The sequence below is a fragment of the Tychonema sp. LEGE 06208 genome (assembly GCF_015207505.1).
Classification (GTDB): Bacteria; Cyanobacteriota; Cyanobacteriia; order Cyanobacteriales; family Microcoleaceae; genus Microcoleus.
In genome coordinates this window covers 1-12,329 of record NZ_JADEWT010000006.1, presented here as the reverse complement: position 1 = coordinate 12,329, position 12,329 = coordinate 1, and the positions used below count along the sequence as shown (strand labels likewise).

The 12,329-nt window shown below is 47.2% G+C and carries 12 protein-coding genes; 4 read left to right on the top strand and 8 right to left on the bottom strand.

Annotated elements, in window-relative coordinates; translation table 11 throughout:
- Window positions 1-80: 80 nt before the first annotated feature.
- The 4 genes from IQ263_RS02725 to IQ263_RS02710 all read right to left on the bottom strand — a co-directional run bounded on the left by IQ263_RS02725 (window position 81) and on the right by IQ263_RS02710 (window position 2,937).
- Window positions 81-380, bottom strand: coding sequence for a Rieske (2Fe-2S) protein (locus tag IQ263_RS02725; protein ID WP_194066068.1), 300 nt, complete (start codon window positions 378-380; stop codon window positions 81-83).
- A 36-nt stretch (window positions 381-416) separates the two neighbouring features.
- Window positions 417-1,085: an HAS-barrel domain-containing protein gene (locus tag IQ263_RS02720; protein ID WP_194066067.1), complete on the bottom strand. Its 669-nt coding sequence runs from the start codon at window positions 1,083-1,085 to the stop codon at window positions 417-419.
- A 340-nt stretch (window positions 1,086-1,425) separates the two neighbouring features.
- A complete protein-coding gene (locus IQ263_RS02715) occupies window positions 1,426-1,617 on the bottom strand; it encodes an NAD(P)H dehydrogenase subunit NdhS (protein ID WP_194066066.1) in 192 nt (63 codons plus the stop codon).
- A 249-nt stretch (window positions 1,618-1,866) separates the two neighbouring features.
- Complete coding sequence (locus IQ263_RS02710; RefSeq protein WP_194066065.1) at window positions 1,867-2,937, bottom strand: Mrp/NBP35 family ATP-binding protein; 1,071 nt, start codon at window positions 2,935-2,937, stop codon at window positions 1,867-1,869.
- Between the two features lie 191 nt (window positions 2,938-3,128).
- On the opposite strand from IQ263_RS02710, the gene hemF reads away from it, so the two are divergent.
- A complete protein-coding gene (hemF, locus tag IQ263_RS02705; RefSeq protein WP_194066064.1) occupies window positions 3,129-4,172 on the top strand; it encodes an oxygen-dependent coproporphyrinogen oxidase in 1,044 nt (347 codons plus the stop codon).
- Between the two features lie 60 nt (window positions 4,173-4,232).
- On the top strand, window positions 4,233-4,595 hold the full coding sequence (locus IQ263_RS02700) for an STAS domain-containing protein (protein ID WP_106149243.1): 363 nt from the start codon (window positions 4,233-4,235) through the stop codon (window positions 4,593-4,595).
- A 246-nt stretch (window positions 4,596-4,841) separates the two neighbouring features.
- Here IQ263_RS02700 and IQ263_RS02695 read toward each other — a convergent pair whose 3' ends face one another.
- Entirely contained in the window at window positions 4,842-5,492 is a 651-nt protein-coding gene (locus tag IQ263_RS02695; RefSeq protein ID WP_194066063.1) for a chromophore lyase CpcT/CpeT, read from the bottom strand.
- Between the two features lie 331 nt (window positions 5,493-5,823).
- Between IQ263_RS02695 and psb29 the strand changes: the two genes are divergently transcribed.
- A complete protein-coding gene (psb29, locus tag IQ263_RS02690; protein WP_194066062.1) occupies window positions 5,824-6,537 on the top strand; it encodes a photosystem II biogenesis protein Psp29 in 714 nt (237 codons plus the stop codon).
- A 240-nt stretch (window positions 6,538-6,777) separates the two neighbouring features.
- On the opposite strand, the gene IQ263_RS02685 is transcribed toward psb29, so the two are convergent.
- The 3 genes from IQ263_RS02685 to IQ263_RS02675 form a co-directional block, all read right to left on the bottom strand.
- The gene (locus tag IQ263_RS02685) at window positions 6,778-7,314 is read right to left on the bottom strand and encodes a late competence development ComFB family protein (protein ID WP_194010712.1); all 537 of its coding nucleotides are present in this window, start codon (window positions 7,312-7,314) and stop codon (window positions 6,778-6,780) included.
- Window positions 7,315-7,521: 207 nt separating this feature from the next.
- Complete coding sequence (locus IQ263_RS02680; protein ID WP_194066061.1) at window positions 7,522-8,463, bottom strand: M23 family metallopeptidase; 942 nt, start codon at window positions 8,461-8,463, stop codon at window positions 7,522-7,524.
- 206 nt (window positions 8,464-8,669) lie between these two features.
- The gene (locus IQ263_RS02675; protein ID WP_194066060.1) at window positions 8,670-9,764 is read right to left on the bottom strand and encodes an acyltransferase family protein; all 1,095 of its coding nucleotides are present in this window, start codon (window positions 9,762-9,764) and stop codon (window positions 8,670-8,672) included.
- A gap of 118 nt (window positions 9,765-9,882) precedes the next feature.
- On the opposite strand from IQ263_RS02675, the gene IQ263_RS02670 reads away from it, so the two are divergent.
- Window positions 9,883-12,198 (top strand): cation:proton antiporter domain-containing protein, encoded by a 2,316-nt coding sequence (locus tag IQ263_RS02670; protein ID WP_194066059.1) that lies wholly within the window; start codon window positions 9,883-9,885, stop codon window positions 12,196-12,198.
- Window positions 12,199-12,329: the final 131 nt, after the last annotated feature.

Sequence of the window (12,329 nt, the reverse complement as noted above, 5' to 3'; positions counted from 1 at the left end):
TCGGTGAGGATGCCTAAATTATCGGAGAAACCCGGTTTCTTGGCTTGGCGCTGGGGACTCAGAAAACAAGTAAACTATGACTAATCGATATTGACAAAAACGATCTCGCCCTCAATCTTTACCGGATAAGATTCCAGCGAATCCGGTGAATTCAAGCACTTACCAGTATCTAACTTAAACCTAAATTTGTGAAACGGACAGGTAATGATACCGCTATCAACCTTACCCATATCGATCGGATATTCTAAATGCGTGCAAGCATTGCGGTAACAAGTGATATTTGCACCTTGGCGATTCAAAATCAGCGAAATATCCTCAACTTTTACTTTCAAAATATCCCGTTCGGGAATCTGATTTAGCGCTGCGATCTCTACCCACATAAAAAATTATACTTTTCTATTTACTTATCCCATATTCTACGGATGAATCTGACTCAAAATCAACCGCAACCTGTCATAATCATCCTTCAACAAAACACTCAAACTCCTGCCCGCTTCCACCAACCAAGATCGATCGCGCATTCGCAACTGATAAATCTCCCGAATCGTCGCCGCCGTCAGCGCATCCACCGGCGCATTAGTCACCCCCAGCAGCGTCCTCAAAAAATCCAACTTCACCGTAAAATCAATCACCTCATCCGGTTCGCAACAATAAACCGCCTGGTGAATTTGCGGCGGGCGCGGCGGCAAATACTGATAAATTTTACCCCTCGACGGGCCGTTACCGTTGAACTTTTCCGGTGGCGCTTCATACCCGACAATCGCCACTCTAAACTCGGTTTTGAGCATCGCAAAAATCTGCGGTTGTTCTTCCCGCAACTCTTCTAGCGACAAACCCAAGGCGCGAGCTCTGTGCACCGAGTCGATCGGGCTAGTCGTCGCGTAATAAACCACACCGTAGATTTGATTTTTTGACTCTTCATCCAGCGCCTTAACCCAACTTCCAAAAGGCGGCATCACCGGAAAACTCAAGTCATCCGGTTCCAAACATTGAGCCATAAATTCCGAAGTTGCCGTCTCGATTACCTCAGCAATGCGATCGGGATGGCGCTCTTTTGTAGCAAATTGGGGTAAAGGTAAACGCATAATTTTAGTTATTAGTTATTAGTTATTGGTTATTAGTTACTGGTTATTAGTTATTGGTTATTAGTTATTGGTTATTGGTTGTTAGTTATTGGTTATTAATTATTGATCATTAGTCATTGGTTTTCTGTTACTTATTAACTATCTGTTTTTGAGCATTTCAATTGTCTACCAACAAACAATCTAACTGTGAGTGGGTTGGTCTCAAAGCACGTCCTGAATATACAATCTCAATGCGCGACAGCTTATTCCGTGAGTGTTCAGGTTTTGGTTAGCTTACCAATTCCCAATTCTCAATTCTCTTCAGACCAATGACTAATGACCAATGACTAATGACCAATGACTACTTCACCCGACCAGCCGTAGCATCCACAAGTTCTAACTGCGACAGCCGAAATGATATCAGCTTGTCCCAGTTGCCGCCTTCAAACAATACCGCGACTTTCCCGTCGGTAACTCGCTGGACAAGTCCTTGAAAGCCGTAGTAAATCTCGCCCTTATCTTTAACTCGAACTGCCGAACCTGGAAAAATCATAATTGTTTGAAAGTTAAGTTTGACTGTTTATAGTTTACTGTTTTTTGGCGATCGAGACTTGAGCCTAAAACCCAAGGCAGAACATCCCTCATCTGAGTTCCTAGGAACATCCCCCGAAGGAGACTAAAAGTTAGTTCGGGAGGCGCTGGGACTCAAGAAACCGGGTTTTTTATGAATCGGCAGGCTGCAACGAAGTAAACATCACAAAAACCCGGTTTCTCGGCACCGATGCGTCCCCGACTAATTTTGTTAGGCTAAGGCTGCTACCGAAACCTTACCAGCAATCCTACCCGCGATCGCCCGCAACTCCCTCGCCGAAGCAGAATCCGGTTGTCCCACCACGATCGGCACACCGGAATCGCCACCTTCCCGCAGCGGAATTTCCAGCGGAATGCGGCCTAACAGCGGCACTCCCAACTCCGCAGCCGTCCTTTCCCCGCCACCGGAACCGAAAATATCATATTGCTTGTCAGGCATATCCGGCGGGACAAAATAGCTCATGTTTTCCACAATTCCCAATACCGAGACTCCCAACTGCTGGAACATCTTCAACCCCTTGCGGGAATCCAACAAAGCCACCGTCTGCGGCGTCGTCACAATTACCACACCAGCCATCGGCACCGCTTGCGCCATTGTCAACTGTGCGTCTCCCGTACCCGGAGGCATATCGACAATCAGATAGTCTAAATCGCCCCAATTCACCTGATAGAGGAACTGCCGGATGATCCCGTTCAACATCGGGCCGCGCCAAATTACAGGCTGGTCTTTGTCAATTAAAAACGCCATTGACACCAATTTGACGCCGTAGTTGAAAGCCGGTTCGAGGCTTTCCCCGCTTTTTCCGTCCCTAACCATCACTTTCGCGTCTCCCAAACCCAACATATTTGGGTCATTGGGCCCGTAGATATCCGCATCTAGCAAACCCACCTTCGCGCCGGTTTGCGCCAGCGCTACAGCCACGTTTACCGCTACCGTGCTTTTGCCAACGCCCCCTTTGCCGCTGGATATTGCGATAATATTTTTGACTCCTTCTATTCCTTGGCGATCGGTCACTCCCTTCTGTTGCGGCGTTTCGGCTGTCACTTCCACCACCACTTTTTCGACTCCTGGCAACTTTTTGACCGCTTTTTGGCAATCTTCGACAATAAATTCTCGCAGCGGGCAAGCAGGCGTTGTCAGCACTAAAGTAAAACTGACTGTACCGCCGTCAATTTTAATGTTACGAATCATGTTCAATTCCACCAAACTTTTTTGCAGTTCGGGGTCTTGCACGGGTCGCAGGATCTCTAAAACTGAACTAATATCGAGTGTCTCGGGCATTGTGTTCTCCACCATAGCTCTGCAATTGGGTTAGCGAATTTTCGATCGCAATTTAAAGTATATTTTTGTTGCTATTTTTTAATGTATCTTCATTACGATCATTTGCAGACCTGCGGTGGCATAATTACAATGCCGACTGGATTGGGAAATCATCCCCCGTCTAAGACTCAAATCTGACAACAGAAATTCTTATGACAGTTTCTACCACACTTAAAACCAACTCTTCTGTGTTTTTGCCGCCCGCTGACTCTAGAGTTAGAGTCAGCCAATTTATGAAAACCCTACAAGATGAAATTTGTCAAGCCCTCGAACAGCTCGACGGTGGCAGCAAATTTAAGGAAGACTCTTGGGAACGCTCCGAAGGCGGGGGCGGACGTTCTCGCGTGATGCGCGAAGGCAATGTTTTTGAACAAGGCGGAGTTAATTTTTCCGAAGTTTGGGGCGAAAGTTTGCCGGCTTTGATTCTTGCGAAGCACCCAGAAGCGGCAGGTCACGATTTTTACGCGACTGGGACTTCGATGGTGCTGCACCCCCGCAATCCTTACTTGCCTACGGTTCACCTCAATTACCGCTATTTTGAGGCTGGGCCGATTTGGTGGTTTGGTGGCGGTGTCGATTTGACTCCTTATTACCCGTTGGCTGAGGATGCAGCTCATTTTCACAAAACTCTGAAAGCAGCTTGCGACAAACACCACTCGGACTATTACCAGACATTTAAACTCTGGTGCGACGAATATTTCTACCTGCCGCACCGCCAAGAAACTCGCGGTGTAGGCGGCCTGTTTTTTGACTACCAAAACGGTCAAGGCCCGCTTTACCGCGACCAGAATGTCAAAGGAAAAGCTGCTGAATACAGCAAGAATGCCGGAAACCCAGAACCCAGAAGCTGGGAGTCGCTGTTCGCCTTCGTACAGGACTGCGGTCGCGCATTTTTGCCGGCTTACACCCCAATTATAGAAAAGCACCGATCGAAAGAATACGGCGAGCGCGAGCGCGATTTCCAACTTTACCGCCGCGGCCGCTACGTTGAATTTAACTTGGTGTACGATCGAGGCACAACCTTTGGCTTGCAGACCAACGGACGCACCGAATCGATTCTCATGTCCCTGCCACCTTTGGTACGCTGGGAGTATTGTTTCGAGCCAGAACCCAACTCTCCAGAAGCCGAACTCTACTCGAAGTTCTTAAAACCGCAAGATTGGGCGAATTGGATGCCTCAGCAGTCACCGACCTGAGTTAAACTACTGGGAAAGTAACCACCGCGATAAATAGTAATAAATTTGAGGGAAGGGTCAGTGATTCATATTGATCAAAAAACCCACACGCTATCTGACGGTACAACAGTTATCGTCTTAGCACCGACAGGACGGTTGGACATCACGACAGCTTGGCAATTCCGCCTCAAGTTGCAAGAGTGTATTTCCAAACTCAGCCGCCATGTCGTCGTGAATCTTGGTCAGGTAAACTTTATCGATAGTTCTGGCCTGACCTCATTGGTAGCCGGTATGCGCGATGCGGATAAAGTTAAGGGAAGTTTCCGCATTTGCAATGTTCATCCAGAAGCCAAACTGGTGTTTGAAGTCACCATGATGGATTCTGTGTTTGAAATCTTTGAAACGGAAGAAGAAGCTTTAGAGGGGGTGCCGCGCGCCAGTTGAGCGATCCCGCCGATATCGGTTGCGGCGTAAGGACAATTTAAGCTTGAGACTCGCCCAGAAAATCCGGCGGTTGAAACCGCTTCTTGTCAAACAAAACTTGTCTCCGCAGAAGAAGACCGCGCGATTGCAATCGCCAGAAAGTCAAACAAAACCTGCAGCCGTGCAGGTTAAAGACAAAGACGGTGAAAATTACGCGCTGTTCTTCTTTAGTCCACGGAGGCTGATTTTATTTGTCTAGACGCGGTTTCAACCGCCGTCTGATTTGCTCCCAAACCTATTGGCCAGTATCTCAGAAGCAAAATCTTGGCGCTTGACAAATCTCAAAGGGCCCATTAAAGCTCCCCAGATAGCCTTGCCTGTCGTGGGGCTTATTCCTTTGTCGTAGCTGAGAAATTCCTCCCCTGCTGCTTCAAATCCCAAGTCTACTTGGTAATTTTGCCCGCCGTAGGCAAAGCCGCAGTGAGTTCCCTCCGGCAGAGATGCCCGAAAACGATAGCGGTTTGAGGCTAAATTTTGCACCGCCACGGAGAGGGTGCAGCCAGGGAGGAATTCGATTTCCTCCCTGGTTAGTTTTGCTAACAAGTCGGGGTTGCTACCTGCTCCTTTGACGGCTGCAATATCCTTGAACATATAATACTGAGCTTCTATAAGTCCCGGCGCTGTCTTTGCGTGCCTCAGTTGCACGATGCGGGGGCGGTAGGGCTTGTCTAGTTCCAGAATGTTGGCTTGTTCGGCAAACAGGGCAATCCCAGGCTCGGAAAATATATCCGCAGGCAGGGGTCTTTGCCACAAACGAAGGTGGACGTACCAAGCCGGGTCTGCTAGCGCTTGTTCCCGGTTGTCAAATTCGCCCGCCATGTACTGGGCTAAAGCTATTAATTCAGGAGAAATTGTCATATTTGTTGGATTTTTCAGTATTTAGACTTGACATTCAGCATTTATTGTGATATGGGTTGCCAGTTCTGGGCGGGCAAGTCAGAAGATTAGATTGGTGAGCGATCCCAGAAGAGCTATGATTGTAAAGATACTTGGGTTTTGCCCTGGTAGTGCGACAGTTTATTTGTGGCTGCCGATCGCGCGCAAAATCTTTTAGATAAAATTTTGCCTCGCTTGAGGGCTGGTACAAATAAAAAAAACTGGCAATTTTTGTCAGCAAAGCCCATAGACTTTCACGACTTTACTCACGCGGCGCGCGCTGCTGCAAAATTATTTATCTATAAGACATCAGGTGAACAATAACCGTACAGTTTCAGATACTAAGCGAAGTTTCTATACGATTCACACTCGACCGATCAACTCAATTTACCGTCGGGTGGTGGAAGAGTTGATGGTAGAAATGCACTTGCTTTCGGCGAATGCCGATTTTCAATACGACCCGATTTATGCTTTGGGCGTGGTGACAGCTTTCGATCGATTCATGCTCGGGTACGTCCCTGAAGCAGACAGACTTTCGATTTTTAACGCTTTGTGTAAGTCCCTAGAAGACGATCCCGAACGCTACAAACAAGACGCTCAGCGCTTGGAAAGCATGGCGGGCAGACTTTCTGGGTCAGATTTGCTCTCGTGGCTCGATCGCTCCACCAGCTTTGAAGATACAGGAGATTTGCAAGCATCTTTAGGGGCGATCGCCAGCAACCCTCAATTTAAGTACAGTCGCTTGTTCGCGATCGGCTTGTTTTCGTTGTTAGAAAAAGCCGACCCCGAAATGGTAAAAGACCAAGAAACGCGAAACGGCGCGATCGCCAAAATCAGTGCGGCCTTGCACCTCCCTGAAGAAAAAGTTAGCAAAGATTTAGATTTGTACCGCAGCAATTTGGAAAAAATGGCCCAAGCGCGAATAGTGCTTCAAGATGTCATCCAAGCGGAACGGAAAAAACGGGAAAAGCGAGAGGCAAAAGTTACCGTCAGCCCCACGGCAGACTCTTCTGACAGCAACAATTAATCGTTGGAAAAAACAAGTCATATCAATTCCAGTCGCACTCCTGGTGATGTTAACGGTTAACTGTTAACTGTTAACTGTTAACTGTGAATTTACTATTCCGATGAAGAGAGGATTTGATATTACATTGTGTCCGCTAAATGAACCGGACGCGCGATCGATCTGGGTTGCTCAAGAACTAGAAATCCCGCTTTCTCTCAAGAGAGCGGGATTGATTTAAGCAAGATAGAGTAGTTTGTTGTACTAAGGCTGCTGCTCAAAATTAGTGGCGTTAGCTTGCAGCCAAGTGCTTAGCTGTGAAAGAACTTCGTTTCCAGAAGACTTGCCCAAAGCTGTGGGGTTTGGGGTGTCTGGCCTGTCCAAGTTGCGGGCGATCGCTGCGTTGACTTCTTTGGAAATCAAATCGTGAAGTTGTTCTTTAGCCCTAGCTCTTTGAAAATGAGCTCCCTCTTCCGTAGTAGCATACAGAGGCGGCAGCCTATTTAAAGCATAAGCCGCAATATCTCCCACATCCAGACTCAGGTCAGTCTTCTCCTCAATCTCGGCCACCCTGGCGATCGCCTCGCTGAGCACCAACTCTTCCATCACGTTGATGAACTGTTTGCGGGGCAGAACCACGACTTCCCCGGTTAACAACGAGCCCATCAGGCGATCGAGAGCCATATACTCTTCGATCGACAATTCCGAAGCCGTGTTGCAGATCCGTCCCACCTCAGCTTCCATAGAGGGCGTTAAATAGCCGTCTTGCAAAGCTTGTTCAACAATTTTTTCAATACTCATATATGCTTCCCACTCAACGGCATCATTAATAGAGTTTTGTGAAGACGCTATTGTTAGCGTCTTGAGATTCGAGTTTTGAGGATTGAGTTGAGAATTTTTAGACAAATCCTAACTCAATACTGATAACCCATAACAGTTATCTAAACACCCTAGCCACAAACTTACCCCATAATTGACGGCTTTATTCGTCAAAACCCGTATAAATTCCTACTCAATTCCCTGAAGCCGCCAAGGTACGGGATCGACAGACTGCCCGTGCACGTACAGCCCCCAATGCAGGTGAGGGCCTGTCGCAGCTCCAGTTGACCCCAAAGCACCGATTACTTGACCGGCTTTGACGAAATCGCCTTCCTTGACATCAATTCGGCTGAGGTGCATCAAAATACTTGCTACCCCTTGACCGTGGTCGATACCGACGACATTTCCGTGGATTTTAAACCCTTGGGATTCGCGTCCCACCAGAGACACCCGACCTGCTGCGGGTGCGATTATAGGGGAACCGTAAGCACCGCCGTAATCCACGCCGCGGTGGTAGTAGTCTTTAGCAAATACTCCATTATAGTATCGCTGCACGCCATAAATAGTGGTAACTTCTCCAGAGTTAGGGCGCAATAATTTGCCGTTCCAAAACTTTTCGGGTGTCACCAGTGCTTTAAATGCGTCTACGGGATCGAACTCGGCATCTGTACCTTCGGAGTCTTTACCCGGAGGTAGCCAGATGGACTGAGTGGGAAAATTTCGATCGCGCACTTGCACGTTCAACTTCTGTATCTGTCCGTCACCTGCGACTTCTAAAACGCGGGCACCGGGTTTCTCTACCGGTGTCGTCGGTAACAGGGCCCGAAAGCGGCCGTTGCCCATTGGAAACGCGGGGTAGTTTTTCTGCTGTAAAGAAACTGTTGGAGTTTCCCCGCCGTTACCGTCAACCTGAATAATTACTGACAGCGTATCTCCCAGTTCGGGATTTTGTGGAGTGACAACTACCTGCAAAGCTTGCACGGGCGATACCAGACTGAAAATGCTGGCAACAATTCCCCCACTCAAACTCACCGTTAGCTGGTTTGCCTTGAACCCTCGCCACCGGAAAATAGCAGCCGCAATTATTTTTGCACTTTGCCCGCACTTGCGTCGATTCACAGTCATTATCATAGTTAGCTTTCCTTAAGGGTTGTCAAGCAGATATTTCTGTTGACTATACATCTCAAATATCTAGACTCAGTGAGTTTTTGATGACTAAAATCACAGTTTAGGCTCTCTCTGTCCGAAAGTAACAATAACCAGTTAGAAGTAGATTCATTCCACAGCCGAAAGTATCGGGATTTTTAGCTTCTAACGCCGGCAAACCTTCGGCTTTTTTAGATTCTGCCTTCTGCTTTAGGAATAAACATTTTTTCTACAAAATTTTTCCGCAGAAAAACTGTCAATGGTTTTTCTATCAGAGAGTAGAATATGCAACCGAAAACTACGGCGAACACTGCCACTAGAGCGGGAGCAAAGAAACCGTCGAAATATTTTCCTAAATTTGCCTTTTGCACTATTTTTGTAATTGCTGAAATCACTGGGAAGTGGGTCAAAAATATCGAGTATGAGGCATCTCCCAAGAAAATTAAAAGATCAGGAATTTTCGGGGAATCCTTGAGGTCTATCAAGGTGATAGCAATGATTAACAGAGTTGCTAGCATTCCAAAACTAAGGATGCGCGAGAACCATATGTTTCCCCATGCGGCGAGCACTCCTACAATAACATATCCTAAATTTCCTATCCCAAACAATATCCACCTGTATTTACCGATACTATTGTTATATTTAATCACAATATACGCAGCCAAGCAGCCCAAAACAAATTCTAGATTCATCTCTCCAAATACTGTTTCCAGCAAAAAAGAATCCTGGGGTAATTTTATAATCTTACGAAAAACTAAAAACGTTACCAATAGCCAACCCGAAAGAATAGGCACAGAATGTTTAGGCTTCAGCCAGATAGCTATGCTGAACAATAAATAAAAATATATTTCGTAAATTAAAGTCCAACCTACCTGCAGAATGGGCTTGTCTTTTTGAGGAATCAAGAGCAGCGACGCAATTACCTTTCCCACACTTAAATCTTGATTGTTAGCAAAACCTGGAATTACTAGAAATAAACACCAAACAGTCAGAGTAATTATCCAGTATATCGGATAAATTCGCACGGCGCGCTTGACTAAAAAAGATTTTAACTGGTCTTTTTTACCTATCGCCGAGCCGTGAACGTATACCATGATAAAACCGCTCAATACAAAAAAGTAATCTACACCGCTCCACCCAGTCTTAAATAAATGTAAAAAAGTAATTTGATTTAAGGTTTCCGCGCTCGTAAAGTAAATGTGAACCATGACCACCAATAAAGCCGCAATGCCTCGATAAACTTGCAAGAGCTTAAGCTTTTTGTGAGGAGTTGAACTCTGTGTCATTAGAAAATACCTTAGTTAAGGGTAGCCGTCGTGCTGGTTCCTCAACTATAGTCCAACCACTAAACATAGTCAACACATTAGATACTATAATATAACTTTATAATTTTTTCATAAAATTGTGCAAGAAGACTTCCGACTGATCGTTGACTTAGTTATAGTTCTCGCTGCTGCCGCAGCAGGAGGACTCTTTGCATCGCTGTTGCGACAGCCAGTAATCCTCGGATACCTCCTAGGAGGGATCGTAATTGGGCCTGCAGGTTTGGGGCTGATTAAAGAATTAATTCAGGTAGACACCCTCGCTGAATTCGGTGTTGCCTTTCTGTTGTTTGCTTTGGGAGTAGAGTTTTCCTTCGCCGAACTCCAGAAAGTTAAAGCAATTAGTCTGGGCGGGGGGGGCTTGCAAATTGTGCTGACGATCGCCTTTACAACTGCAATTTCCTTGGGCGTGGGCTGGGTAGAATCGCCCGCTCAAGGCGTGTTTTTAGGGTCGATTTTGTCGCTTTCCTCTACAGCAGTTGTACTCAAGTGCTTGATGGAACGCAACGAAAGCGGTACTTCCCACGGCCAAGTCATGCTGGGAATATTAGTAGTTCAAGACTTAGCATTGGGGCTGATGTTAGCAGTTTTGCCGGCTCTCAACGAGCCTGCAGAGGCGATCGGCATGACGGTAGCTTGGGCTCTGCTGCGGATCGGCTTATTTGCTGCTGGTGCTGTAGTTGCAGGCATTTGGATTGTCCCGCAATTGCTGCGCTATCTCGCGAAAACAGAAAGCCGCGAACTGTTTTTGCTGGGAGTTGTGGTTCTGGCTTTAGGTATTGCGCTGCTGACAGAATATTTGGGTTTCTCGATCGAGATGGGCGCATTTGTGGCGGGCTTAATGATTTCTGAGGTGGAATATGCCGACCAGACTCTAACTTACGTTGAGCCTTTGCGAGATATTTTTGCATCCTTATTTTTTGTCACCATCGGTATGTTAATCGACCCGATGTTTCTCTGGAGCCATCTAGAATTAATTCTGGGACTGGTATTTCTAGTATTTGTTGGCAAATTTTTGATAATCACGCCCCTCGTCCGACTATTTGGTTATCCGTTAAAAACAGCATTGATCGTAGGTTTGGGCTTAGCTCAAATCGGAGAATTTTCCTTTGTACTCGCTAGTTCCGGTCAAATGATGGGACTGGTTTCGCGAGAAGTTTATCTATTAATTTTAGGAACGACAGCAGTCACCTTGGTGCTGACTCCGTTTGTATTGAGAAGTGTGCCGCAATTATTGAATTGGGCGGAAAATTTCGGGCCTTTGCAGCGATATTTTGACGAAACATCTCAACCTGTGGAAATCGCGGAAAATTTGCCGGAACAAAATCATGTTGTGATTTGTGGCTACGGGCGAGTTGGCAAAAATTTAGTCAAAATACTGCAGGGCCGCAACTGTTCAATTGTGGTGATCGATGAGTCAGAAAGGAGAATTCAAGATTGCAGAGTGCTAGGAATTCCCTACATTTACGGGAATGCTGCTAGCTTGCACGTTTTGGAATCTGCCGGGATCGAACGGGCTGCTTCAATGGCGATCGCCCTTCCCGATCCCATGAGCACTCGCTTGTGTCTGAAGCGGGCTTTAGAATTAGTTCCCGATTTGGATATTGTCGTGCAGGCCAACCAAGATAAAGACATCGAACTGCTTTATCAACTAGGTGCGTGGGAAGTTGTGCAGCCAGAGTTTGAGGCTAGTTTAGAACTGTCGGCCCACTTGCTCGGCGGCATAGGTGTCTCGCCAATGGCGATCGGGCGGGAAGTCCAGCAAATTCGCAGCAGCCGCTATCTGGAATTGCGGCCGGCGCGCGAACCTTTGGCGATTTCGCGGGATTTGAAGGTGGCGGTTCGAGATATGAACAGCGAGTGGTACAACTTGCCACAGGGCTCTCCGATCGCCGGCATGACTCTGGAAGAAACTAATTTGCGGCAGTTGACAGGGGTCAGCGTGATGGCGATCGTCCGCAAAGATGGCGAGGAAATTGATTATCCCAACGGAAAGACAGCTTTGCAGTTGGGCGATCGAGTTTTTGTCGTGGGAGAACCGGAAGAACTCATCAGTTTTGAATTGCTGGCGAAGGGGGAAGTTTCTGTGCCGCATGGCGACAGTTCTTGTCAGTGGCTGAGGCTGCCACCAAAAAGCCCTTGGGCTGGCAAAAAACTGTCAGAGGTAGATGTACTCGCCCAGTACGGCGTGCAAGTGCGGGCGATCCGCCGGGAAGGGAAATTTACTCGCTGGCCGGATGGAACTAGCAGTTTGCTAGAGGGCGATCGTTTGCTGCTGTGCGGCGGCTTCTACGAGCTCGGCTTGATGCAGCGGACGGCCTCGCCCCCGGTTCCGCAACCTGCCTTAAAGCTGCCTTTTGTCACGGCTCAAGTCAGCGAAAAGCTGTTTAGCGATTAGTCATTTTGAAGTCATTAGTCATTAGTCATTAGTCATTGGTCATTAGTCAGAGGTTCGAGGGAAGAAGAAAGAGGTTCGAGGGAAGATTTTTCCCTCTCCCACTCTCCCCATCTCCCCATCTCCCACTCTCC